A 25,455-nucleotide genomic window follows, 5' to 3' on the forward strand; every position below is an offset into this window, starting at 1 on the left:
TTGTCAAAAGCTAATGTAGTTTAAGCAAATTACTCAGCTGATGGTGTTGCTTTTTTTGGTGGGCGACCACGAGGGCGACGCGGACGAACAGGTTTATCTTCTTCCTGCTGTTCTGCATCATCCTTATCTGCTTCAGCTTGTGCAGATTTATCTTCAGCACTTACGGCAACTTCCGCCACTTCTACTTTCGCAGTTTCTGCTTCTGTAGACGCAACTTCAGTTGATTCTGAAGATTTTTCTTCAGGTTGCTGTTGTGAAGAAGTTTGAACTTTTTCTTCAGTCTTCACTTCAGATTGAGTCACTTCAGCTGTCTGTGTTGCTGTTTCTTGATGTGCAACTTCAGATGTTGCATCAGCTGCTTGTGGAGCATCCGTAACAGGTGCTTCAACTTTCACGGCTTCTTGTGCTGCAACTTCTTCAAGGCGCGCTTGTTTTGCTTGCTCTGCTGCAAGTTTTGCAAGACGACGACGCTCACGTGGATCGTTTGCAACACGCTTATCAGACACTGGTTTTGGAGGTGTTAAGTCCAACACAGGTGCAGGCTCTTTTTCAGCTGGAGCTTGTTGAACAGCGACATCACGTGTTACTGGTTTTTTCTCAGTAGCAGGTTCAGCAGATTGAGTATTTAAACTCGCTGCATACTGTTCAGTGAACTTTTGCAATGCGCGATTGAAGGTTGGAATTAATCCAAATTGCTCAATCAATACAGAGCAATCCGCACCATAAACATGTTGAATTAAACTTAAAACCGTATGTTGTGCTAAAGCTGGCACTTGTGAAGGGCGAAGCTTCGGCGCATCTGATTTTGCTTTCTGGTCATGTTGATGCTTGTTACGACGACGTTGACGTGGGTCGTTACTTGCACGTTGTGGTGCTTGTTGAGGTTTAACCTCAGCTTCAATGACAGGTTCATCAACCGTAATTTCCACTTGAGGTGCTGACACTTCAGCGTCTGTCACAACAGGTGCTGGAGCAGTTGCTACAGGTGCTGCTACTTCAGGCGTTAATGCAACAATCTCACTTTGTGCTTGATCAACATTAACCACTAACGCTGTTTTAAGCTCATCATTACGAGGTACATCAATTAAATCAACTTTAACTTGAGCTTCTGGAGCAACAGGTGCTGAAGATTGCTCTTGATTTAATACACTTTGATCGCGGTGACGATTTGGACGTTGTGGACGTTGTGCATTACGGTCACGACGTGGCACAGCTTGTTCAGTTTGTGCTTCGAAAGCTGTCTCGTTTTGTTGAGGGCGCTTTTGATGACGTTTCTGATCACGCTGTTCTTGGCGTTGCTCATGACGGTTTTCATTGCGTGACTCATGACGATTGTCTTGACGTTGTTCATGGCGAGGTGCCTGTACAACTTCTTCAATCACATGTTGATCTGCGTTAACTTCGCGTGTGTCACGTTGCTTATTGCGATTTTTCTTGTTATGACGTTGTGGACGCTCGTCTTTTTCAGCTTGACGTTCTTGGTCGCGTGTATCATTTTTCGCAACAGGCGTATGTGAAATATACGCATTTGTCTCAACAGGTGTAGATGCTTCAATTGCCACAGGTGTCACAGGTGCAATTTGACCGAATTGACCGCGACTTACTGCACCACCGTTCACCATTTGTTCAATTGCAGCCGCTGCAGAGTTAGCCGTACGCGATTGGTCAATCGTACTCGCTTGTTTTTGAACAAACAGATTTTCTAACCATGCGCATGGGCTAGTTGCTGGAGCAGCTGCTGGCGCAGTTTTTTGCGCTACCGCAGGTTGTGTAGCATTTTGATTGTTTTTATGACGCTTATTGCCTTTTTCCTGCGTTACAGGGGCATGCGTAGATGGAGCTGTATGCTCTTCTTCTAAGTGCCATTCTGAAGACTCATAACCCAACTCTTTTTCACTAGAACGAGTCGCTTCAGTACGTTCATAGCTGGTTGGTGCAAAGCCTTCAGGATTATACGAGATTTCGTAATGTGGCGTTTCTAAATGCGGGTGAGGGAGTACAGTCACACGTACATTTGAAGTTTGCTCCAAATATACGAGGCTATGACGTTTTTCATTGAGAAGGAATGCTGCAATTTCAACAGGAACTTCTACTTGAACTTCACCTTGACGCTCACGAAGTGCAATTTCTTCAACTTTACGCATGATTGAAAGTGAAAGAGAACGCAAGTCACGAACCATACCTGTGCCATGACAACGTGGACATACATAGCCAGTCGCTTCTTCTAAAGAAGGGCGTAAACGTTGGCGACTCATTTCCATTAAGCCGAAACGAGACAATTGACCGAACTGGATACGTGCACGATCACTTTGAGTTGATTCACGCAGTTTCGCTTCAACCATACGTTGATTGCGTTCTTTGGTCATATCAATGAAGTCAATCACGACCAGACCACCGATATCACGTAAGCGAAGTTGGCGAGCGATCTCTTCTGCTGCTTCTAAGTTAGTACTAAGCGCAGTTTCCTCTACATCGTGACCACGAGTAGATTTTGCAGAGTTAATATCGATCGAAACCAATGCTTCTGTTTGGTCAATGACAATTGAACCACCAGAAGGAAGTTTAACTTCACGCTCGTAAGCTGTTTGAATTTGACTTTCGATACCAAAATGAGCAAATAAAGGCTCATTCAAAGTATATGTTTTTAACTTGTCTAATTGATTAGGCATAACAGCTTTAACGAAATTATATGCTTCGTTATATGCTTGTTCAGAATCAATTAAAATTTCTGCAACATCATCACGTAAATAGTCGCGAATTGCACGAGTAACTACACCAGCTTCCTGGTGAACCAACATTGGAGAAGGGCCAGAATTTGCTGTACTTTGGATGCGTGCCCAAAGATCGAGAAGGTGCTGAAGATCAAGTTGCAGCTCTTCTTGTGAGCGACCAATCCCTGCAGTACGTACAATCACGCTCATACCACGAGGTACATTTAAAGACGCCAACATTTCTTTCAATTCTTCACGAACTGAACCAGAAATTTGACGACTAATACCACCACCTTTCGGGTTGTTTGGCATTAAGACCAAGTAACGACCCGCAAGGGAAATAAAAGTTGAGAGAGCAGCGCCTTTGTTGCCACGTTCCTCTTTTTCAACTTGAACTAAAAGCTCAGTACCTTCAGTGATTAACTCACGAATGTTTGAAGTTTGACGAGGGTCAGCTTTGTAATATGAGTTTGCGATTTCACGCATTGAAAGAAAGCCTTGACGGCCTGCACCATATTCTACAAAAACAGCTTCAAGAGATGGCTCAACGCGAGTCACATGACCTTTGTAGATATTGGCTTTCTTTTGTTCACGAGTACGATTTTCTAAATCGAAATCGTAAAGACGGTGACCAGTGATGAGTGCAACGCGAACTTCTTCGGCATGTGTTGCATTGATCAACATACGTTTCATGGGTGTAACACCTAATAGTGATACACAAGCAAAAACATCGCGATTTACGTAGCGAACATCAACCCGCATGGATCAATTCCTAGATCACCATAATCAGTTTGATCTAAGTGTATTACCGGCCTTTATTGATGGGCTTCGGTATTTTGATTCACGTATTGATGATGGCAATACGGCTTTAATCCTGTCACTGATTAAAGAAGCCTGAACATTCACTGGCGGACTAACGGTGCATTGGATGTTCGTTACTTTCACTGTCACATTGCTCGAAGATCATCTCTTCAATTTTTTGATAGAGTGTCTTGATACGGAATTATCGTCGTATCTTTACAAATTGTGCAGATCCAATGCATCTAACGTTATAGCCTGAATGAGAAATCAGGTTGCGACTATTCTGATGTGTATCAGTTAACGTTTAAAAACCAACATAATTGTTGGCGACATATTTTTTTAAACAAACTGATTTATGTGCAAAAGCACAATTAAACGCAACAGTTTGTCTTTTTGCCGATATAATAAGCCTTCGGCGTTGGCATATTCTTTTGGGACCATTCCGAGTTTATGCTAAACAAAAATTTAGTTTGAATTTCAAAATTTTGAAATCTCTAAACAAATGTTCACTTACGGCGGTATCCGTGCGCTGACTATAGCAAACCTTAGATCATCTGCCTATGGGCTACACAGACATTTCTAGTCAATTGGGTAGTCTAAATGATCAGTTTTTAATCGAATTTAGTATTTTTTTAGGTCAACGTAACTGTATGAATTCTACGCAAGAATGGCAAAGCGTCACTTGGTTTGAAGTGGATGAGCACCAATTGGGGCAACGCATCGACAATTTTCTATTCGCTCGTCTTAAAGGAGTACCGAAAAGTCGAATCTATCGTTTAATTCGTGAAGGTCAGGTGCGGGTCAACAAAAAGCGTGTGAAAGCGGAAACCAAATTAAATATTGGTGATCAAATCCGTGTTGCACCGATTCGTTATGAACAAAAAGATGAATCTCAAGCTCCAGTATCAGACAAAGTCGCGCAGGGCTTGTTAAGCCGTGTGGTTTATGAAGATGAAGGTCTTTTAGTGGTGAACAAACCTTCTGGGATTGCGGTGCACGGTGGAAGTGGTGTGGCGTATGGCTTAATTGAAGGCTTACGCGCAGCGACAGGGAAAAAATATTTAGAACTGATCCATCGTATTGACCGAGATACTTCAGGCTTGGTGATGATTTCTAAAAAGCGTAGCGTATTAAAAACACTTCAAGATATGCTTCGTGAACACAAGATTCAAAAAACTTATGCTGCTGTGGTGAAAGGCCAAGTAACACTAGATTCCCAATTAATCGATGCACCATTACATCGCTATGAGCTAGCCAATGGTGAACGTCGAGTGCGTGTATCTAAAGAAGGAAAGCCTTCAAAAACCCAATGGAAGGTAGCAGAACGCTTTATGCATGCATCACTCGTGTATGCATCACCGCTTTCTGGTCGTACACATCAAATTCGCGTACATGGACTCAGTATTGGTCATCCCTTGGTGGGTGATGAAAAGTACGGGCATGAGACGGAATATCGTGGACCTAAACCACGTCGTTTATGTTTACACGCAATGCGCTTAGAGATTCCTGGATATCCAGTAATTGAAGCACCATTGCCTGAGGATATGCAAAGCCTGGTTGCACAACTTCGCGCACAAAAAGCGGATAAACCTGTAGTGCAGTCTCAACAAGACTGATTGCGTCTCAGTGGTTGTGTAAGGATTGAATCATTGTGTCATGACGAGGTCATGCAACGATGAGATCTTAATATGTCAATATGATATTTAAATGGCATCTACCCGATCAAAATTAGGATACAAAATATGACATCAGCGGTAAAACTCATTATTTTTGATTGGGATGGCACCTTATTTGATTCAGTGGGTCAAATTGTTGAAAGTTTAAAATTTGCCGCCAAACAATTTAATCAACCTTTGACTGATGAGGATGCTAAAAGCATTATTGGCTTAGGATTACCTGAAGTAGCGCAGGTTTTATTTCCTCAGGTTCCTGATTTACACGAGGCAATTTTACAGTCTTATTCAGCGCATTATGTTGAGCACTCGAAACATGATCGTTGGTTTGATGGTGTGGCTGAAATGTTGCATGATCTCAAAGAGTCAGGTATTCATTTGGCTGTTGCGACAGGAAAAAGTCGTAAGGGGCTAGATCGAGTACTGGGGCAAACTCAGAGTGTGAGTTTGTTTTCAGCGACACGTGCAGCCAGTGAAACAAAATCAAAACCAGATCCGTTGATGTTGGCTGAAATTTTAGCCGAAACTGGTTTTAATGCAGATCAAGCGATAATGGTAGGAGATACTTCATACGATCTTGAAATGGCATTGAATATTCGTATGCCAAGTGTAGGGGTGACGTATGGCGTTCATGTACCTGAGGTACTACAGCAATATCATCCACTTGCGGTCGTGGATTCCATTGATGAATTACATCAACTTTTAAAAAATTTGATTAATCAGTCAGTTGCTTGCTAAATCACATCGATAAAAAACCCGCTCAATTCAGCGGGTTTTTTATTCACGTTGAACTTTGATTAAAGTCTAAATAAAAGACTTTTGAAAGTAACTCCATAAATTTTTGCACAGCAATACCAGTAGCATTCTTGCGATAACTTACAAAGAGATCAAGCGAAGGTAGCTCTACATCGAGTGGACGAGTCACACTATTTTCCAAGAGAAGTGGCATAATATAGCCAGGAAGAATCGTACACCCTAAGCCAATACCAATAGAGTTAATGTTAAACAAGATATTGTCAGCTTTTTGAACAATTTTAAAAGAAACGCCATTTTGTTCAGCAAAGCCTAAAATGGTGTCATGCAGGGTCTTAGATTGCTCATCTGAAGGGATCACAAAATCAATGCCATCAAGCGCTTTTACAGGAATACGATCGTACTTTGCCAAAGGGTGATCTTTAGGCAGAATAAAAACTAAAGGCTCACGGAGTACAAAGCGACTCTCGATCTCTTCAGAATCTAAACGTTGACGAGTAAAAGTAATGTCCAATTCACCTTTCTTTATGCCTTTGAATTGCTCAATATTATTTAAGCTTTGTAATTCAATTTTTAATTCGGGATTTTGAACACGTAAGTTAGGTAATACATAAGGAAAGATTTTCATTTCTGCAACTGGCACAAAACCAATGCGTAGCATTTTTTGTTTTGCTTTAGACACTTGGCGCGCCATATTAATTGCTTTTTCTGCTTGAGCAATGGTGAGTCTCGCCTGTTCCAGAAACACAGCGCCTTCTTCGGTCAATTCAACTTTTCGTTTGGTTCGATTTAGTAAACGCACACCAACATCTTCTTCTAAATCTTTGATTTGTTGGCTGAGTGAAGGCTGTGCTGTGTAGAGCTTAAGTGCAGCTTTGCTAAAATTAAGCTCTTCTGCAACTGTAATAAAATAGCGCAAATGCCGTAATTCCATATAGCCTTCCAGAGAATAATCTAAAAAATGTCTTAATGTTGCTAAAGATGAGTATAAGTGAAATTGATCAATAAGTAGATGTATTTTGGTATTTAGTTAGTGAATGAAGCATTTTTTTGTATTCTAAAATTTACATGCATTTAATTTCTTACTTAGATAGAAATTTTAGATTTCAAGATCGAACTCTCATCGTGAATGAGTGACTGATTTGTATAGGTTTAGAAAAGATTGTATCTATTAAAGTTGAAACCAATTGTTTCGGCTTTAAGTCTATGAAAAATAATAATGTAGAGAAAAGTACGTTGAAGCTTTGGGAGATCAGTTGTTCAGCGTTAAGTCACATCCTAAACAAAATTTAACTTCCTCTATTTAAGATTTCTGTGGGTGATTAAAAAAACATCAAAAATCAGAAAAAAACAACAAAATCATAAACAAAAAGAAAGTCTGAGTTGTATATGATGAATAATAGAGGGATGATTGGTGTTCTATTTCACAATTTATTGATGAAATTATAACCACTTCATGGGAATTGAGATTGATGTTGTCTTAAATGAAACACGAACAGTGTATCTTTTAAAAACATAATTTAAAAATGCGAATAGATGATGAACATAATCTATTTATATAACTGAATAATCAACTATTTCAAAATCGCTTCGGTTTAAGGTGCTTACATTTATTATGTCTAATTTGACTGATATTCCAACGACGACTTCGAGTAATCCAGAGTCTACACTTGTTGTTGGACGGAAGCCGCAAGATTCTAATCTGCACTATCAACTAAAGACTGAAGATTGTATTCGGCATGTGTGGTTTAAACCAAAACTTAAATTGGTTTCACTGGATCACCATAATGGGCAAAGATTCGTTAATCAGGAACCACGTCCTGCACAGCTCAACCAATGGAATTTATATAAATGGTTGATGGCTCGTAAAAGCTTTACCTGGCAAGGTGATTTCGCGAAAGAGCAACAGGACTTTATTCAAACCAAACGTGCTAAGCCTGAGGCTCGTCCGCATGCAGATTTAGAAGATTGGCAAGTATGGTTTGTTGGTCATGCTACGGTTTTAATTCAAATTGGTCCATATAACTTCTTAACCGACCCTGTATGGGCGGATTATGTAAGCCCAAAGCACGGGAGTGGACCGAAACGTGTTATCCCTGCAGGGATTGCACTTGAAGATTTACCACAGATTCACGCAGTATTACTCAGTCATAATCACTATGATCATATGGATTTAGCGAGTTTGAATTGGCTACATCAAAAATTTGCTATGCCGATCTATACAGGTCTAGGAAATGCAGCCTATTTGCCGAAAGCATTTCATGTGATTGAGATGGATTGGTGGCAGTCTGCCTTATTCAAAGATTTTAAAATTGTCTACACGCCTGCCCAACATGGTTCTGGTCGAGGGCTTCGTGATCAAAACCTTGCATTATGGGGTGGTTTTTCAATTTTATCTGAGCATGGTCATTGTTACTTTGCTGGTGATACAGGCTATGCACAACATTTTAAAGAGATTCACCAGCGCTTAGGTGCACCAAGGATTGCTTTACTGCCAATCGGTGCATATGAACCAAGAGTATTGATGCAATATCTACATATGAATCCTGCTGATGCATTCCAAGCACATAAAGATTTACACGCAAAACGTTCACTAGCGATTCACTATCGTACTTTTCAGTTAACAGATGAAGATCGGAATCAACCTGAGTTGGATCTGCACCAAGCGATGAAAAATGCATCTAAATTTATCAGTCCGTTTTATTGTATTCGGGAAGGTAAAAAACTAATTGTTTGAATAAAAAAAAACCGCTGATAACAGCGGTTTTTTTATGGAGATATTAATTAAAGTAAGCCAGGATTTCCTTGTGCTGGGTCAGTTGCACGTGCAGCCTGTGCATCAGCTACGGTCATGCCTAATGCTTTTGCAACACCCTCGCCATATGCTGGGTCACAAGCATAGCAGTTACGAATATGACGATACTTAATGAAATCTAATGCATCGCCCATTGCTGCGGCTGTATTGTCAAATAAAGCCTGTTTTTGCTGATCATTCATGAGATTGAATAATGCGCGTGGTTGACTGAAATAGTCATTGTCATCTTCGCGGTAATCCCAGAAATCTGCCGCACCAGAAATTTTTAATGGTGGCTCTTTATATTGTGGCTGTTCCTGCCATTGGCTGAAACTATTTGGTTCATAGTGTGGCAAAGCACCATAGTTACCATCAGTACGACCTTGACCATCGCGACGGTTTGAGTGAACAGGGCAACGTGGTGCATTCACTGGAATTTGATAATGGTTAACACCAACACGGTAGCGTGCAGCATCTGCATAGTTGAACAGACGTGCTTGAAGCATACGGTCAGGTGAGAAGCTGATGCCTGGCACTAAGTTACTTGGGGCAAAGGCAGCTTGTTCTACGTCTTGGAAGTAGTTTTCAGGGTTACGATTAAGTTCGAATTCACCGACTTCGATCAAAGGATAGTCCCCTTTAGGCCATACTTTGGTTAAGTCAAATGGGTGATATGGAACTTTCTCTGCATCTAGCTCAGGCATGATTTGGACGTACATTTTCCATTTCGGGAAATCACCACGTTCAATCGCATCAAATAAGTCAGTTTGAGAGCTTTCGCGATCTTTCGCAATAATCGCTTCAGCTTCTGCATCAGTTAAATTCTTAATGCCTTGTTGCGTGCGCATATGGAATTTAACCCAGAAGCGTTCGTTGTTGGCATTGATAAAACTGAAGGTATGGCTACCAAAACCATGCATGTGACGGTAACCATCTGGGATACCGCGGTCTGACATGACAATCGTCACTTGATGTAATGCTTCTGGAAGTAAAGTCCAGAAATCCCAGTTGTTGGTTGCACTACGTTTGTTGGTTTTAGGATCGCGTTTAACTGCTTTGTTTAAGTCAGGGAACTTACGCGCATCACGTAAGAAGAAAACTGGAGTGTTATTACCTACTAAATCCCAGTTACCTTCTTCAGTGTAGAATTTCATTGCGAAACCGCGGATATCACGTTCAGCATCTGCTGCACCACGTTCGCCAGCAACTGTAGAGAAGCGCACAAAAATATCGGTTTTTTTACCGATTTCAGAGAATAATTTAGCGCGAGTATATTGCGTAATATCATGGGTAACAGTGAAGGTACCAAATGCCCCAGAACCTTTCGCGTGCATACGACGCTCAGGAATCACTTCACGAACGAAGTTGCCTAATTTTTCATTCAGCCATAAATCTTGTGCAAGTAAAGGACCACGTGCACCTGCTGTCATACTGTTTTGGTTGTCTACTACAGGAGCACCAGCATCAGTTGTTAAGTGGGTGACAGGACATTTTTTTGAGTCATCGCTCATATTCATTCTCCATTTATAATATATGCCTTTCTTGATGGTTGGCTGAGCATTCACTTTTATAAGTTCTAGCGCCTCCAATATCAGAGACATGAACCGTTTTGTTCGATCATTCTAAAGCAACATTGTGACAAGAATGTGTGTTTTATTGAGTTTACAAATTCATCATAAATCATGATGCGTTCAATTGGAGTGTTTAATTTGTAAATAAAATTCCAATTACCCTCATATAAATTAAGGGTTTATTTGAATATTCACCAATAGAATATTTGGTTCAAGTTAAAAGGATTTAACGATGATTTACAGTAAGGTTTTGGTTGTGTAATTTTTGGATATGAATCATAAGTTTGGTTGTTTAAGTGTTTGAATCTTACTGTCATGAAGCATTGCATGATTACTTCATGACGGCGATTAACTTAAGAATCTTTGTTAAACATCAAGCACAATGATTGGTGAGCGAGCCACAGTGTTGCATAGGGTAATGCGATGTTGAATAGTGGATGAATTAACTTCTAATTGAGTTTGACCTTCCAATTTAGTGCATACACAGGCTTTGCATAAACCTTGTCGACAACCGCTTGGCAGTTTTAGTCCAGCCCAACGCGCGGCTTCAAGTAAAGTGACATTCCCTTCAATATCGATACTTTTATTACTTTTTTTGAAAATCACTCGACGTGTAACACCATCAGACTCAAAACTGAGAGGAGCAGGTTTAAAATTTTCTGTGTGAAATGCTGCTGCTTTAACGCCTGCTTGAATAAGTTGTTGGCGAGCAGAATCGATTAATGCTTGAGGGGCGCAGGCATATACGTGTTGGCATTTAAAATCTCGAATATAAGGTTGGAAAATTTCAAGACTAAAACGTCCTTGTCGTAAATCAGATGTCGACTCGTTCTGAACTTTGGAGCAGATGAAGTGAACATTCAAATTCGAATGCCCCGCGATTTGACGAATCTCATTTTCAAACAAAATAGAGTTTTCATCGTGGTTAAAGTAAAACAAATGAGCTTCAGCTTTACTTTCGATACGCTGATATTTTCTTAACATACTTAAAATTGGTGTAATACCGACTCCTGCTGCGATAAAGATTAACTTCGGCGGGAGGGCGTCTAAAACAAAATCAGGTGTAGATTGTGGTGGACTTACAATCGTCACCTCTGTATTTACAGGAACATGATCATGAATATAGTGAGAAACGATGCCCGCAGGTGTACGTTTCACTGCTATTTCAAAATAGCCATCTGCGCTTTGGCTTTCATGCAATAAGCTGTATTGACGAATATAAGTTTGCCCATTTATTTCAAAGCTTAATGAAATAAATGCACCTGCCTGCCATTTTAAATGTTCCCAGCCTTGAGGCTTGCTCATTTTGAGTGTTTTGACTTGACCATTAAGCTGTATTTCGACTTGTATAACTTTTGTCGACGCATTATAGAACTGTGGCTTGTGTAAATATGTCATGGTTGAGGGTGGCTGATATTGAATTCCTCGTTTGATACGTTTTAATAATTCTTTTGGTCGAATGAGTAATTTGAAAGGGTTATTTTTTTCTTGATTACCAAAAGGTAGAGTTCTTTTAATGAGGCTGAGCGGTATCGCTGGAATCAGCTTTTCCATGGGTGAATTGTGATAAGGCAAATGATATTTTTCACAAATACTACGTACTACAGCTTTGATTTGTCTTTGACGATTACATGCTAAATCTGGAAATAAATGATGCTCAAGATGTGTATCTAATCCGCCATAAAAGATTTCAAATGGAGGTGGATTTGGATACGGGACCTCATCATCAAGGATTTTTTTGAGAAACTGATCCAGCGGTGCATATGGGATAAAATTGGTGGTACTTTTAATCTGTCGTATGAAATATTCTTCTTGCGTCTCATCAGGTCCAGGATCTGAATAAAGCTCCAAATTTTCAGCGTGATGTTCTAAGAAGAGGATATGAAGTAAAAAACCATAGCCTATCGTTGTTGTAAGATAATTTCCGATAAAAACAGGTAATTTTTTTGACCATTTTGCAGCGACTGGTGCTTCAATAAACTGTTTTTGAGCATGAGCTTTTATGAGACGAAGTGATTGAGTAAAGGTTTCTTTGGAAAGGATTTTTCGACCTTCTGTACGTGCTGCTGATGTGGCTGTATAGAGTGTGAAATAGTAGGATGGAGTGATCATCAGCGCACTGTAAATCAGCAATTGAACACTGTGATGCCCATACCAGCTTTGACCTGCCAAGCTTCTTAAAAAGGAATACCCTAAATCATGATCTTTGCCAACGATGTTGGTAAATGGATGATGATTTTGATGATGCATGACGCGCCATTCACGAGGATCAGTCACAAAGTCCCATACCCAGCGTTCTGAGTGAAACTCGGTTGCTTGGGGGAGGTGATCATAACTTCCGTGCATGATGTTATGACCGAGCTCTGAAAATTCGAGTAGGGTGTGTAAACAACCCAGAATAATGCCCCGTCCCCAAGACTCTAAACTTACACATTCACGAATAAGTTGATCACTGCGTAATTTTATAGCCTTTGAATATGCAGCAACATTTCGAATATGATCAATATCTTGGTCGTTCATCTCGGCTTTGGTTTTTTGATATAACGCCGTGAGTTCATTGACCAGGCTTTGCTGTTCCTCAGCAAGATTGGTATACATGTTCATAAAAAATTCCATTTTCTTTTTTTATGAATATAAGAGATTGAATTCACTTGTAGAATGATAATTAAACAGTTAAATTTGACATTAGATGACAAATAAAAACGCGAATAATGATGCTTAATTCATGGAAGTTTTTAAGGGAAGCGAATACAGCTCGGGTACTATGTCATGTTGCTGAAAACTACGGTATTACTTTTGAGCAATGCCTAGAAAATACACAACTGACGAAACAGGATCTTTATCGAGAAAATTTTGAAATCCAAGAGCGAAATGAATTACAGATCATTAGAAATATTCTGAATCTAATCTCTGATGAACATCCCATTGCGCTGGAAGCTGGGCTTCGACATCACACCACCACATTAGGGGCTTGGGGATTTGCAATTTTAAGTAGTGCCAATGTCAGAGAAGCGTTGTTGATTGCGATACGTTATCTGAAATTAGGCGCAATTTTTTCTGATGTGGCCTTGCAAGAAGATGGTGAATTTACTCATTTGAATTTATTCCATCATGATCTAAGTGTTGATATGCAATTATTTATTTTAGAAAGAGATATTGCCACGATCATCACACTTCAAAATGATATTCTTGGTGCTCAATTACCCTTTCAGATAGATTTAGCGATGACCAAGCCTTGCTATGCAAACCAGATAGAAGGCTTAACAGGCTATCCTATTTTTTATGATAAACCACAAAGTCGAATCACGATTCAATCTGAATTGTTGCTTACCCCATTGCGTCAAGCTGATGACTTCACTTTTATGCGTTATCAAAAAGAGTGTGAGCATGTATTTCGACGCCGAAAAAGCTTAGGGGACTATAGTAAAAAAATACGTGAGTTTTTATTAAAAAATGCATCCCAAATGCCGACGATTGAAGATATATCGAAAGCTTTAGCTGTCAATATTCGTACCATTCAGCGCAATTTAGCCAATGAAGGGATTACGTTTCACCAATTGGTTAAAAATTTACGTGAGGATTTGGCAGATGATTTATTGCTGGGTACTGATCTCACAATAGATCAAATTTCTGAACGGTTGGGTTATGCAGAAGTATCTGTTTTTTCTAGAGCATTCAAGCGCTGTAAGGGTATGCCACCAGCAAAATATAGAAAGATGATGCAACAATAGCAGAACACAATACTGAGATCATATTAAGACGTTAATAAAAATTTAATGACAATTTAGGTCATCATTTGCACTAGATAATCTACTTTCAAAAGCTATACTCGATAATATAAATAATGAAGTTATAGATAAAAATTCCAAAGAGGGTGCGTTTATGTCGGCATGGATGACACATCAAATACATAATCAATTTGATGAGCTTCAAGATTACAATCTATATACAACAGATCCAATCTTACAAGAAATCTTACAGCGTTATGGCAGTAGAAACTCAGTCCATTTAAGTGAGTTTGGCGCAGTCGTAGGTTGTGAAAGCTTTTATCACCATGCTGATCTTTCCAATAAACATCCTCCTATTTTACATAGTTTTGATGCTCGAGGCAGGCGGGCAGATTTTGTTGAATTTCATCCTTCATGGCACAAATGGATGGCGTTAAATCGTAAATATGCGGTTCATGCACATCCTTTTCTAAATTTTACTCAAGAATCTGGTTGGGTGGATTGGGCAGCAAAATTCTTCCTCAGTGGTCAAGTGGAGTGTGGAAACTTATGTCCAAATTCAATGACCTTGGGCAGCATTCCATTGATTCAAAAAGAACCTGAGCTGTGGAAAAAGCTAGGAGATAAACTTTTATCCACTGAATATGATGAACGTGATTTACCAATTGCTCAGAAAAAATCGATTTGGATTGGAATGGGCATGACTGAAAAGCAGGGTGGTTCTGATGTGCGTGCTAATGAAACGACAGCTGTTCCAGTTGGGCAGTCTGGAAGAGGACAAGCTTATTTACTAACTGGGCATAAATGGTTTTTTTCAGCACCTATGTGCGATGCACATTTGGTTGTTGCTAAAACTGAGCATGATGGATTGGCGTGTTTCTTTGTTCCGCGTTGGTTGGAAGATGGCACAAAAAATGCGATTCATATTCAACGGCTCAAAGAGAAGGTTGGAAATCGCAGCAATTCCAGCTCTGAGGTCGAATTTAAAGAAGCTTGGGGCATTATGATGGGGGAGGCTGGACGCGGCATTCCAACGATTATTGAAATGGCGAATTATACCCGATTAACGTGTGCGGTAGGTTCAAGTGGCATTATGCGTCAGGCCCTAGTACAAAGCATTGCCTATACTCGTCAACGTCAAGCATTTGGTAAGAGACTCATTGAGCAGCCATTAATGCGGTCTGTGCTCACAGATCTTGCTTTAGAAACTGAAGCGGCAGTGCAGTTGAGTTTTCATTTGGCTCATTGTTATGAACATGACAGCGAACTTTGTTTGGCATGGAAACGTATCATGACACCAGCAGCAAAATTTTGGATCTGTAAAAGAGCAGTAGAGATGACTGGTGAAATGATGGAAGTTTTCGGTGGCAATGGCTACGTTGAACATGGCATCATGGCTCGTCTCTTTAAAGAAGCACCTGTGAACACTATTTGGGAAGGGTCAGGTAATGTCATGTGTCTCGATGTGCTTCGTGCTATTTCACGTGATCCTGAATCAATCGAGCATTTATTTAAAGATTTAGTATCTACTGCAAGTCAAGACAAAATACTTAATGAAGAGTTGCAGGGACTGTTTAGATTATTTCATCAGGAACCTGATGATTTACAATTTATGGGGAGAAGCTTAGTCAGTCGTTTGGTTGTGCTCTCTCAAGCAGTATTGCTGAAACGTTATGCGCCAGATTTTATTGCCAATGCTTTTATTGCGACGCGGTATCAAAAATTTCATGGTCAGGTGGTGGGGATGCTTGATCCTAAACAAGTAGATGTGACCTCAATTTTAAATCGAGCATTTGCCGCTTAATTATTTTCCAAAACCCTTTTCTGATAGACAGCCAACACATAGATGCGGTTGGCTGTTATCGATACATAAAAATAAATAAGTACGACAGTGTGAAAAAATAGAATTCACTAGAATCGTGTCATTAAAAATTTTTAAATTTTGATCATATTAAAGTGAATAAAACATGTTGATCAAAAGTTATCTCCTCAATAAAGATTATTCGTCATTATGCACATGCAAAAAAAATCAAAAAAATTAAAGTATTTTTTGGTCTTAGTGGTATTGGTTGCTTTAGCTCTTTCTGTTTATTTCTATATTCAGTCACAAAAAAAGCAGCCAGAACCGCAGACCGTTGAAGTCACTCAAGGTGATCTAACGCAGATTGTTAAAGCCACAGGTGAAATTTATGCATCTGATATTGTCTCCGTGGGTGCGCAAGTCTCAGGTCAAATTCAAAAGCTGTATATCAAGTTAGGACAGGATGTAAAAAAAGGCCAATTAATCGCTGAAATTGACTCGACAACACAGTTGGACAAGCTCAATACCAGTAAAGCCGAACTTGAAGCTGCGAAGGCAGACTTGGCAGCGAAACGTGTCGCTTTACAAACTTTAAAACAAAACTATCAGCGTAAATTAACCTTATACAAAGCTGAAGCAGGCTCTCGTGAAGAGCTCGAACAGGCGAATAATCAGCTTAAACAAGCGATTGCAGATGTTGAGTCAAATGAATATCGGCTGAAACAATTACAGATTAATGTGAATACAGCACAAACTGAATTGGGCTACACACAGATTCGCTCTCCATTGACGGGTACCGTGGTTTCCATGCCTGTTGAAGCTGGTCAAACCATTAACTTTGCACAAACGACACCTTTGATCGCGACGATCGCCAACTTGAATAAGATGGAAATCCGAATGCAGGTCGCAGAAGGTGACTACACTAAATTAAAAGAAAACATGCCAGTTAAATTTAGCACCTTGGCAGACCCCAATGTGAAATTAGATGGTGTGATTCAAAGTATTGATCCTGCTTTAACGACCCTGACCAAAGGAACTTACGACGATAAAAATGAAAATGCGAATGCAGCAGTGTTCTACTATGCAAGAATGTTGGTGGACAACCCTGAGCGTAAACTCAGTATCGGTATGACAACCCAAAATGACATTATTGTAAATCAAAAAAAGAATGTGCTGAAAATTCCGAAAACAACGGTGATTGGATATGGATCAGATGCCATTGTTTACCTCTATCAACCTGATACAAAACCTCAACCAAGAAAAATCGTGACTGGAATTTCTGACTCAAATGATATTGAAATCAAGTCTGGTTTAAAGTTGGGTGAAAAAATTTTGGCAGAGGCACCTGACGATAGTGCGAATACATCAGGCGATACTTAATGAGTTTGATTGAACTAAAAAAAATAAATAAATTTGTAGGTCCAGAAAATAATCAACAACACATCCTAAAAGATGTCAGTCTCAGTATTGAACAGGGTGAGTTTATTTCGATTATTGGGCAATCAGGTTCAGGTAAGTCTACTTTAATGAATTTACTTGGATGTTTGGATCAAGCCTCTTCAGGACAGTTTCTGTTTCGTGGACAAGATATTTCCTTATTGAGTAATGATGAGCTTTCATCGTTACGTTTAAAAAGTTTTGGGTTTGTGTTCCAACGCTATAATTTATTGAATGCTTTATCTGCTTTAGAGAATGTCGCCTTGCCCGCGATTTATTCAAATTTGAATGCAGAAAACCGTGCAGATCGAGCACTGCAACTTTTAGCTCAGCTCGGTTTAGCTGATAAGAGTGACAATAAACCCAATGAAATGTCGGGTGGACAGCAGCAACGAGTCAGTATTGCCCGCGCGCTTATGAATGGTGGTGAGGTTATTTTAGCCGATGAACCCACAGGCGCTTTGGATTCTGAAAGTGGTGAAATGGTCTTGCAAATTTTGGAAGATCTACACCGTCAAGGGCATACGATTATTTTAGTTACTCATGATAAAAGTATTGCAGAACGTGCAGATCGTGTCATTGAAATTAAAGATGGACGCATTCTTTCGGATACGCAGCGTAAATCTTTAGGGCAAGTTTCTCCATCAAAAGTTTTTCATGCGGACATGAAATTCAGCTTTGTTTCCCAAGTGTATGAAGCGATGAAAATGTCTTTGCACTCAATTTTCGCCAATCGTTTAAGGTCATTTTTGACCATGCTAGGGATTATTATTGGCATTTGCTCAGTCACCATTGTCATTGCGATTGGTAATGGAGCAAAAGAAAAATTTTTGAATGATTGGGGGGGATTGAAAACAGCAACACTTGAGATTTATCCAGGTGGAACAGCTTTAGCTGCATCTGCCAGCCGTTTAAATATGGATGATTTAAATGCACTCAATGAGATGAAAGAAATTATCCATGTTTCTCCACATGTCAGTTTAAGTGGGAACATGATTTATCAAAATCGTAATATTGATGTGAGTGCAACAGGTGCAGATGGTTTTTATTTAAAAATTAGAAACATGAAAGTTCAATATGGTCGCTTTTTTACACAGAGCGATGTTGAACAGCGTTCCCAAATCGTAGTGATTGATAAGCAAGCTGCTGAAAAGTTATTTGGACAGCAAAAATTAGCTTTAGGTAAAACAGTGTTATTTAATAAGCGTTCTTATGAAGTTGTTGGAATCGCTGAACCTCAATATAGCTCAGGTTCTTCACAAATTTGGATGCCTTATAATGTATTGATGTCACAAATTTCAAGTAGTGATAATGTCAATCTGCTGACTGCGGTACTACATCAAAATACTGACTCAGTGAAAGCCGAAAAGAAAGTGAGGCAACTATTGATTGCTCGTCATGGTGTGGAGGATTTTGATATATATAACAGTGATGAGTCTATGAAGTCCTTTGAAAAATATTTAGGAACGATGACTTTCTTTATTTCTGCAGTAGCCTTTATTTCATTGGTCGTAGGTGGCGTTGGTGTGATGAATATCATGCTCGTTTCTGTGACCGAGCGAATTAAGGAAATTGGCTTACGAATAGCAGTTGGTGCTCGCCAAAGTGATGTGCAGGCTCAGTTTTTGATTGAATCTGCAGTTTTATGTTTAATTGGTGGCGTAATTGGTGTTGCGATCGCCTTGATCGCCAGTTTTATTTTTAATGCGATTAGCTCAGATTATAAGATGGTATTTTCATGGTCAGTTGCTATTATCGCACTGCTATTTTCAACGCTGGTTGGTTTGATCTTTGGTTATATGCCCGCTAAACGTGCTGCAAACTTAAAACCAATTGAAGCTTTAGCCCATGAATAAGAAAAAATTAGAGATGGCTGTTCAGTGAGTATTGTCTGTATTAACAGGTATTCAAAGTTCAAGATACTAAAGTTAACATTTTTTATCGTGGAATTTATTGTTGCAAATCAGTCTAATATTTTAACTGGAAATTCGATTTTTTTACTTACTAAACCGTAAGTACTTCTCATCCTTCTTCTGCCTCAATAAGCTGTTAATTCGCCTTGTTACACTGCCACATCCGCAGTATGACGAGGGGGAATATGGCACTTTTGCTTTAAAGCTTATTTAAAAAATAAAGATCAATAAGAACCATAGATAAATTTATCTCATGAGGCTGATATGACAAAACTCCTAATCACTAGTTTATTTGTGACCACCATTGCTTTAAGTGGCTGTAATGATTCTAATGATAAAAGTCCAAAAGATTCATCAAATCCATCTCCACTCACTTTGCAGACTTATACTCCTGGAGAGGATGCTGTTTTTGCCGTTGCATCAACTTTAATTTCAGGAAAAAAAGATGCTATTTTGGTCGATGCTCAATTTCAGAATCAATACGCTAAAGACGTAGTAAATCTGATTAAGAAATCAGGTAAAAATTTAAAATATATTTATATTTCCCATAGTGATCCTGACTATTATTTTGGAACCAATGAAATTTTAAAAGCATTTCCAAATGCTAAGGTTGTTTCAACCGCGCAGACAGCTTATTTGATACAAGCCTCTAAAGAAGATAAGTTATCAGTTTGGCAGCCACAATTAGCAAAAGGCGATGCTCCTGAAAAGATTATTATTCCTGAAGCCTTAAATTCAGGATATATGGAATTAGATGGGCAAAAGATTCAAGTCCAACTTGATCCAGAAGATTCCGCACATGGTTTCTTATGGATTCCAAGTTTAAAAACGGCATTGGGTGGTATTTCGGTCGCTTATGGTGAGCATTTGTGGATGGCCGATACCAATGGTGTGCAAGGGATCGATCTTTGGAAGAAGCAAATTGATAAAATACTGAGTTTAAATCCTAAAAAAGTGATCCCAGGTCATTATGTAAAAAGTGACTTTTCACCTAAGCCATTGGATTGGATTAAAGGGTATTTAACGAACTTTAAAACAGCAGTTACTGAAAATCAAAGCTCGGAGGGGATTTTTGGATATATGAAAGCAAAGTATCCAGATCTTGAGTCGAGTGAAGAAGTGCTAAAAATGTCTGCACAAGTATTTGCCAAAGAAACCGATTGGAAAGTCGCATCTCCTTATCCGCCAATAGGACAAAAAATACAAGTCGATTTTACGAGTTTGAAATTTGATCTTGATGTCAAAGACCATCAGAACCTAACTTTTACAGGTGCCGGTGGCGCAGTTGGGCCAGATCTTTCTGAAGCGGTAAAATACACACCTGTTGAAATTGCTAAAAATATTTTTATGGTTTATTGGCATGAGGATAAATCAGGAGATAATGTCGTTCATATTCAAGATTATAATCGAGATGTCGTTTACACCAACATTGCTGGGAATGATGGAACAATTCATCTTAAAGGCAAAATACAGGGCGTCAAAGGTGTAATCAAGGACATCGGTTTACAACAAGCATTGAACAAACCATTCTTCGCTATTGGACAGACTTTGGTGTTAAACATCAATGGTCAAACGCGGCATCTTGAATTCAAAGACCAAGGTCTTTTAAATATCGCATCAGGACAAAATACATCTGCCAATATTGAATATGTAGCCACACAGGTTGGACCTGAGCAGTTTATGGTGTATTGGACAGATGATGGGACTAAAGAAAATGTTGTATTAGTCATCGATCAAAAGCAAAAGATCGTTTACCAAAATATCGCAATGCCAGATGGAAAATTTAATCATCATCGAGGTACATTTAGTCTTCTACCGGAATAATGATGATTTAGTCCTTTCTATGCTGTGTAAGAGCACCTTCGGGTGCTCGAGTTATTGATCAATTTAACATAGAAAAATGGCAGAGCTAATTTGAAACATTGTATACCTTCGATGTAGGTCATTGAAAAAACCATTATCAATTTGCTTGTAAAATATACAAAAAAGCGTAATATCGCTTTCCCATCTGAAGGATGGGTAAACTGAAGGCGATTAAAAAATGGCAAAGAAAAAAGCGTTGCCAGAGGTTGTGATTCACAACTTTGTGGCAAAACATATGCATGAAGTCAACAAAAGCCGAGTGTTTGTCGATCGAAAGAAAGATGCAAAACGTGGCTACAGCAAGCATAAAAAAGGGAGATATTCGAATGATTATCTCCCTTTTTTTATATGCCTAAACACGTGAAGGTTAGTCTGCTCCACCGATACTTCCACCGCAATCTATATCAACATGTGATGATAATTCGCTCATTTGGTGTTCAGAATTCATCGTTGAGCCATGACCTAGCGTATGATTTGAAATAGGTTTGTTAGGTGTTGAACTACTTTTTAATTTACTAATATATAAATGAAATAGAATTACCGAGATCGCTACGATCGACATGAAGATAAAAAAAGCCAATTGATCATGTTTGTTACTCAGCTGTATCTCTGCTTAAACGGGGATTCATATTAGGCATTTACAATACGATTCGATTTCACCATATCCGCTAAACCATGATGACGGAAATAATACTCCATCCAACTTTTCACAATGAGTGGATTACTCATTTTCACCACTTCATCCAAAAGTGTTTGCGCATCTACCATTGGAACATGACAAATTGCTTTACGGACTCTGAGAATATTGCTCGAACTCATTGAAAGCGTATTAAAGCCCATTGCCATCAGTAAAATTGCTGAGAGTGGATCGCCAGCCATTTCACCACAAATACTGACAGGTTTGTCATATTTATGACACTCTTGAACTAAGCGTTGCAATGCTCGAAGCACTGAGGGATGGAAGTGAGAATAAACACTCGATACACGTGGGTTATTACGGTCGACTGCCAACAAATATTGGATTAAATCATTCGAACCCACAGAGAAGAAATCAACTAATTCTGCAAACTCACCAATTTGAAGTAAAACACTAGGTACTTCCACCATGATGCCAATTTTAGGACGATTAATTTTAACTTGTTCTTCTTCCTGAACCGCAGCTAAGTCACGCTCAATAATATAAAGCGCTTCTTCTACTTCACTGACGCTGGTGATCATTGGCAGCAAAATATGCAAATTATTCAAACCAACACTGGCTTTTAACATCGCACGAATTTGTGAAGAGAAAATCTCAGGATGATCCAAGGTAAAACGAATCCCTCTCCATCCTAATGCTGAGTTTTCTTCTTCTATTTCGAAATAAGGTAAATCTTTATCTGCACCAATATCCAAAGTACGCATCACGACTGGTTTATTGGCAAAGTGACTAAGTTGTTGACGGTAAATCGCCCGTTGCTCTTCTTCACCCGGGAAACGATCACGCAACATAAATGGAATTTCTGAACGATAGAGTCCGACACCTTTGGCACCACGTTGTACACCACGCACGACATCAATCATTAAACCTGTATTCACAAATAAGCGTACTGCAACACCATCAGGAGTGATGGCATCTTTGGTTTCATACTGTTTAAGATCTTTGGCAATTTGTTCTTCTTCTTTTTGGATGTCACGATAACGTTGACGTAAACGGCGTGGTGGATTGATAAATACACGTCCTTGATAGGCATCAACAATCATTTCCACATCATCAAGTGTGGTTACTGGAAGCTCGGTGACCCCAACGACTGTCGGGATACCCAAAGCACGTGCCACAATCACCATATGTGAATTGGCAGCCCCTTCAGACGTCACAATCGCTGCAATCTTATCGACAGGTAGTTCAACCAATGCTGCCGTACTGATTTCCTCACCCACGATGATACTGTCATTACTCAGTTCTCGGTGACTTAAATCATCTTCTTGAAGTGCTGCTAAAATACGTCGCCCAAGGTCTTTTAGGTCTGCAACACGTTCTCGTAAATAATCGTCTTCCATTTGTGCAAAGATTGCCACATGACGATCTATAACGTGTTTAACTGCACCTTGAGCCCAGTGACCATCACGGATTAACTCTTTGATTTCAGCAGGCAGGGCATTCTCATCCAACATTCTCAAGAATACGCTAAATAATGCACGTTCCTCAGACATCAAAGAATCTTGCATTTTTTCATCAAGTGATTGAATTTCTTGGCGAACTGAATCAACCGCATGATCAAGTAATTCAAGCTCTTCACTAATATCTTCAGCTTCGCGGTCAGGTACTGAACCTAAATCTGCGGGTGGATAAAGAATAAGTGCACGACCTAATGCAATACCACCTGCACCTGATGATCCTTGAAATGTTTTATAGGTTGGAGAATTATTTGGCTTACGGAAAACATCAATATTTCCAACTGCATGCGCATGCGCGATAACGCCAGAAAGTTGCGCACAAAGTGTGACTAAAAACGATTCAGCAGCTTCGCTAAAGTCTTGTGGTTCAGTATTTTGAACCACGAGAACACCCATGACTTTTCGACGATACATGACAGGAACGCCAAGGAAAGAGTTATAAATCTCTTCACCCGTTTCTGGGAAATACGCGAAACGCTCATGCTTAAACGCATTCTCGATATTGACGATTTCCTCGCGTTGCCCAACGAGTCCGACCAAACCCTCACCCAGCTGCAGTGAGACATTGCCAATAGATTCAGCATTTAAGCCTTTGGAAGCCATCAGAACGTAACGTTGGTTACGTTCATCAAGTAAATAAATAGAGCACACATCTACATGCATTGCTTCAGAAATTTGGTTGACCATAATTTCTAACGAATCATGCAAACTGACAGACGCATTGATTTCTTGGACAATGCGCCGTAAAGAGTCTAATTGCATGTTCGACATGTAGCGGTGCTCCTCTTAAAGGGATGTAATTATGGTGATTATTCAAATAGTCGAAATAAAAATCAAACATTTAAATTCAATGTTTAATATAAATCATGCTATGGCAGATGCATACACAATTCCAACATGGCACGACGGTAAACATCTTTTTTGAAGTTCACCACTTGGCCTAGTGGATACCAATAGCTGACCCATTGCCATTGATCAAACTCTGGCGGATCATTTAAGTTCAACTGAATATGATTCGTTGACGCGACTAATTTCAATAAAAACCATTTTTGCTTTTGTCCGATACACACAGGATCAGAATCTGATCTGATGTAGCGAAGTGGCAAACGATAATGTAACCAACCTTCGGTCTGAGCAATTATTTGGACGTGCTCCGGCAATAACCCGACTTCTTCACGGAGTTCCCTGAAAAGTGCCTGTTCTGGAGTTTCACCAAATTGGATGCCTCCTTGAGGAAATTGCCAAGCATTGTGACCAATGCGTTTTGCCCATAAAACTTGTCCAATATCATTTGCCAAAATGATCCCGACATTCGGTCGGAAACCTTCTGAGTCGATCATTTGGCACCTAAAATTTATTAAATTCGTTGACTTTGGGTTCGGGGGCATCCACTCTCTATGCCCAACTCGAAAAGTTCAAAGTAATAATGTTTTAAAATTGCTATGATCTTAACGAATTTCTATCGACTAGCGGAGATAGATTTACATTTTTTTTCTTAAATTTCAGTTTGAACGAGTAATTTCATGAAATTGGCGTTGTTTGATTTAGATCACACCTTGTTAAATACCGACTCTGACCATTCTTGGGGCGAGTTTTTAGTCAATGAAGGCTTGGTTGATCCAGTTCGACATCGCGCCATGAATGACAAATTTTATGAAGACTACAAAGCAGGACAACTTGATCCAATTGCCTACAACGAATTTGTATTTGAATTTTTAACGCAACATGACAATGAGTATTTGACCGACTTACATCAGCTTTTTATGCAAAAAGTGATTCGACCTCAAATGCGTCCTGAAGGTTATAAAGCGATTCAACGTCATCAAGATGCTGGGCATCAATTAGTAGGAATTACCGCAACATCAGATTTTATTACTGCACCTATTTTTCGTGAATTTGGTATTACAGAAATTATTGCAACCAATGCAGAAGTGGTTGATGGTAAATATACGGGTAAAGTCATTAATATTCCGTGTTATCAAAAAGGTAAATTGGCACGATTAGATCAATGGCTCGAGGGACGAGACGTTACTGAATCATGGGCATATTCAGACTCCATTAACGATCGATTCTTATTGGAATATGCGGATCATGCGATTGCAGTCAATCCAGATGATCGTCTTGAAGGATTGGCTAAAGAGCAGGGTTGGGATATCCAAGACTGGTCCATTTAAGACAGTTTTATTCTCAAAATTAAATCATTGCTAAAGCCATTGTATCAATGGCTTTTTTTCATTGATCAGCATTGAAATAACT

General features: G+C 39.4%; 18 protein-coding genes. 11 read left to right on the plus strand and 7 right to left on the minus strand.

The genetic code is table 11. The features are described 5' to 3' along the window. Nucleotides 1-29: 29 nt before the first annotated feature. Nucleotides 30-3,404: an Rne/Rng family ribonuclease gene (locus AC1M9A_RS09110; protein ID WP_481610084.1), complete on the minus strand. Its 3,375-nt coding sequence runs from the start codon at nt 3,402-3,404 to the stop codon at nt 30-32. Between the two features lie 67 nt (nt 3,405-3,471). Here AC1M9A_RS09110 and AC1M9A_RS09115 point away from each other — a divergent pair, with 67 nt between their 5' ends. The 3 genes from AC1M9A_RS09115 (at nt 3,472) to AC1M9A_RS09125 (ending at nt 5,923) form a co-directional block, all read left to right on the plus strand. Continuing rightward, nucleotides 3,472-3,609 carry a hypothetical protein gene (locus tag AC1M9A_RS09115; protein ID WP_179998737.1) on the plus strand — a complete coding sequence of 46 codons (138 nt, stop codon included), beginning with the start codon at nt 3,472-3,474 and terminating at the stop codon, nt 3,607-3,609. Between the two features lie 553 nt (nt 3,610-4,162). Beyond that, nucleotides 4,163-5,128, plus strand: coding sequence for an RluA family pseudouridine synthase (locus AC1M9A_RS09120; RefSeq protein WP_035264199.1), 966 nt, complete (start codon nt 4,163-4,165; stop codon nt 5,126-5,128). A 126-nt stretch (nt 5,129-5,254) separates the two neighbouring features. Beyond that, complete coding sequence (locus tag AC1M9A_RS09125; protein ID WP_092766702.1) at nt 5,255-5,923, plus strand: HAD family hydrolase; 669 nt, start codon at nt 5,255-5,257, stop codon at nt 5,921-5,923. 43 nt (nt 5,924-5,966) lie between these two features. Here AC1M9A_RS09125 and hcaR read toward each other — a convergent pair whose 3' ends face one another. After that, nucleotides 5,967-6,872 (minus strand): DNA-binding transcriptional regulator HcaR, encoded by a 906-nt coding sequence (gene hcaR, locus AC1M9A_RS09130; protein WP_092766703.1) that lies wholly within the window; start codon nt 6,870-6,872, stop codon nt 5,967-5,969. 681 nt (nt 6,873-7,553) lie between these two features. Here hcaR and AC1M9A_RS09135 point away from each other — a divergent pair. Next, nucleotides 7,554-8,675, plus strand: coding sequence for an MBL fold metallo-hydrolase (locus AC1M9A_RS09135; RefSeq protein WP_092766704.1), 1,122 nt, complete (start codon nt 7,554-7,556; stop codon nt 8,673-8,675). A gap of 47 nt (nt 8,676-8,722) precedes the next feature. Here AC1M9A_RS09135 and AC1M9A_RS09140 read toward each other — a convergent pair whose 3' ends face one another. Both AC1M9A_RS09140 and AC1M9A_RS09145 read right to left on the minus strand, forming a co-directional pair. After that, the gene (locus AC1M9A_RS09140) at nt 8,723-10,243 is read right to left on the minus strand and encodes a catalase (protein ID WP_035264193.1); all 1,521 of its coding nucleotides are present in this window, start codon (nt 10,241-10,243) and stop codon (nt 8,723-8,725) included. 426 nt (nt 10,244-10,669) lie between these two features. Continuing rightward, a complete protein-coding gene (locus AC1M9A_RS09145) occupies nt 10,670-12,907 on the minus strand; it encodes a fatty acid desaturase (RefSeq protein ID WP_481610074.1) in 2,238 nt (745 codons plus the stop codon). 110 nt (nt 12,908-13,017) lie between these two features. Here AC1M9A_RS09145 and AC1M9A_RS09150 point away from each other — a divergent pair, with 110 nt between their 5' ends. From AC1M9A_RS09150 to AC1M9A_RS09175, 6 genes are all read left to right on the plus strand, one after another. Then, nucleotides 13,018-14,034: an AraC family transcriptional regulator gene (locus tag AC1M9A_RS09150; RefSeq protein ID WP_481587338.1), complete on the plus strand. Its 1,017-nt coding sequence runs from the start codon at nt 13,018-13,020 to the stop codon at nt 14,032-14,034. 151 nt (nt 14,035-14,185) lie between these two features. Continuing rightward, nucleotides 14,186-15,835: an acyl-CoA dehydrogenase family protein gene (locus AC1M9A_RS09155; protein ID WP_481610075.1), complete on the plus strand. Its 1,650-nt coding sequence runs from the start codon at nt 14,186-14,188 to the stop codon at nt 15,833-15,835. Between the two features lie 207 nt (nt 15,836-16,042). After that, complete coding sequence (locus AC1M9A_RS09160) at nt 16,043-17,212, plus strand: efflux RND transporter periplasmic adaptor subunit (RefSeq protein ID WP_481610076.1); 1,170 nt, start codon at nt 16,043-16,045, stop codon at nt 17,210-17,212. After that, nucleotides 17,212-19,125, plus strand: a complete 1,914-nt coding sequence (locus AC1M9A_RS09165; protein ID WP_481610077.1) for an ABC transporter permease — start codon at nt 17,212-17,214, stop codon at nt 19,123-19,125. Before AC1M9A_RS09160 ends, AC1M9A_RS09165 begins: the two co-directional genes overlap by 1 nt. Before the next feature lie 321 nt (nt 19,126-19,446). Then, nucleotides 19,447-21,006: a MoaF-related domain-containing protein gene (locus tag AC1M9A_RS09170; protein WP_481610078.1), complete on the plus strand. Its 1,560-nt coding sequence runs from the start codon at nt 19,447-19,449 to the stop codon at nt 21,004-21,006. A 217-nt stretch (nt 21,007-21,223) separates the two neighbouring features. Further along, nucleotides 21,224-21,409 carry a DUF7230 family protein gene (locus tag AC1M9A_RS09175; protein WP_481610079.1) on the plus strand — a complete coding sequence of 62 codons (186 nt, stop codon included), beginning with the start codon at nt 21,224-21,226 and terminating at the stop codon, nt 21,407-21,409. Nucleotides 21,410-21,412: 3 nt separating this feature from the next. On the opposite strand, the gene AC1M9A_RS09180 is transcribed toward AC1M9A_RS09175, so the two are convergent. The 3 genes from AC1M9A_RS09180 to AC1M9A_RS09190 form a co-directional block, all read right to left on the minus strand. Then, complete coding sequence (locus AC1M9A_RS09180) at nt 21,413-21,607, minus strand: hypothetical protein (protein WP_481610080.1); 195 nt, start codon at nt 21,605-21,607, stop codon at nt 21,413-21,415. Nucleotides 21,608-21,675: 68 nt separating this feature from the next. After that, entirely contained in the window at nt 21,676-23,970 is a 2,295-nt protein-coding gene (ptsP, locus tag AC1M9A_RS09185; protein WP_481587333.1) for a phosphoenolpyruvate--protein phosphotransferase, read from the minus strand. 98 nt (nt 23,971-24,068) lie between these two features. Further along, complete coding sequence (locus tag AC1M9A_RS09190; protein WP_035264177.1) at nt 24,069-24,539, minus strand: RNA pyrophosphohydrolase; 471 nt, start codon at nt 24,537-24,539, stop codon at nt 24,069-24,071. Nucleotides 24,540-24,722: 183 nt separating this feature from the next. On the opposite strand from AC1M9A_RS09190, the gene AC1M9A_RS09195 reads away from it, so the two are divergent. Next, complete coding sequence (locus AC1M9A_RS09195) at nt 24,723-25,373, plus strand: HAD family hydrolase (protein ID WP_481592416.1); 651 nt, start codon at nt 24,723-24,725, stop codon at nt 25,371-25,373. The last annotated feature ends 82 nt before the right edge of the window (nt 25,374-25,455 follow it).

It is taken from the genome of Acinetobacter sp. ANC_7634 (genome assembly GCF_056779875.1).

What these genes read in the sequence shown, in the direction of transcription:
- AC1M9A_RS09125 (WP_092766702.1), top strand. Translation starts at nt 5,255, where the DNA reads ATGACATCAGCGGTAAAACTCATTATTTTTGATTGGGATGGCACCTTA.
- AC1M9A_RS09175 (WP_481610079.1), top strand. Translation starts at nt 21,224, where the DNA reads ATGGCAAAGAAAAAAGCGTTGCCAGAGGTTGTGATTCACAACTTTGTG.
- AC1M9A_RS09120 (WP_035264199.1), top strand. Translation starts at nt 4,163, where the DNA reads ATGAATTCTACGCAAGAATGGCAAAGCGTCACTTGGTTTGAAGTGGAT.
- AC1M9A_RS09195 (WP_481592416.1), top strand. Translation starts at nt 24,723, where the DNA reads ATGAAATTGGCGTTGTTTGATTTAGATCACACCTTGTTAAATACCGAC.
- AC1M9A_RS09165 (WP_481610077.1), top strand. Translation starts at nt 17,212, where the DNA reads ATGAGTTTGATTGAACTAAAAAAAATAAATAAATTTGTAGGTCCAGAA.
- AC1M9A_RS09115 (WP_179998737.1), top strand. Translation starts at nt 3,472, where the DNA reads ATGGATCAATTCCTAGATCACCATAATCAGTTTGATCTAAGTGTATTA.
- AC1M9A_RS09150 (WP_481587338.1), top strand. Translation starts at nt 13,018, where the DNA reads ATGCTTAATTCATGGAAGTTTTTAAGGGAAGCGAATACAGCTCGGGTA.
- AC1M9A_RS09160 (WP_481610076.1), top strand. Translation starts at nt 16,043, where the DNA reads ATGCACATGCAAAAAAAATCAAAAAAATTAAAGTATTTTTTGGTCTTA.
- hcaR (WP_092766703.1), bottom strand. Translation starts at nt 6,872, where the DNA reads ATGGAATTACGGCATTTGCGCTATTTTATTACAGTTGCAGAAGAGCTT.
- AC1M9A_RS09190 (WP_035264177.1), bottom strand. Translation starts at nt 24,539, where the DNA reads ATGATCGACTCAGAAGGTTTCCGACCGAATGTCGGGATCATTTTGGCA.
- AC1M9A_RS09155 (WP_481610075.1), top strand. Translation starts at nt 14,186, where the DNA reads ATGTCGGCATGGATGACACATCAAATACATAATCAATTTGATGAGCTT.
- AC1M9A_RS09180 (WP_481610080.1), bottom strand. Translation starts at nt 21,607, where the DNA reads ATGTCGATCGTAGCGATCTCGGTAATTCTATTTCATTTATATATTAGT.
- AC1M9A_RS09145 (WP_481610074.1), bottom strand. Translation starts at nt 12,907, where the DNA reads ATGAACATGTATACCAATCTTGCTGAGGAACAGCAAAGCCTGGTCAAT.
- AC1M9A_RS09110 (WP_481610084.1), bottom strand. Translation starts at nt 3,404, where the DNA reads ATGAAACGTATGTTGATCAATGCAACACATGCCGAAGAAGTTCGCGTT.
- ptsP (WP_481587333.1), bottom strand. Translation starts at nt 23,970, where the DNA reads ATGTCGAACATGCAATTAGACTCTTTACGGCGCATTGTCCAAGAAATC.
- AC1M9A_RS09135 (WP_092766704.1), top strand. Translation starts at nt 7,554, where the DNA reads ATGTCTAATTTGACTGATATTCCAACGACGACTTCGAGTAATCCAGAG.
- AC1M9A_RS09170 (WP_481610078.1), top strand. Translation starts at nt 19,447, where the DNA reads ATGACAAAACTCCTAATCACTAGTTTATTTGTGACCACCATTGCTTTA.
- AC1M9A_RS09140 (WP_035264193.1), bottom strand. Translation starts at nt 10,243, where the DNA reads ATGAGCGATGACTCAAAAAAATGTCCTGTCACCCACTTAACAACTGAT.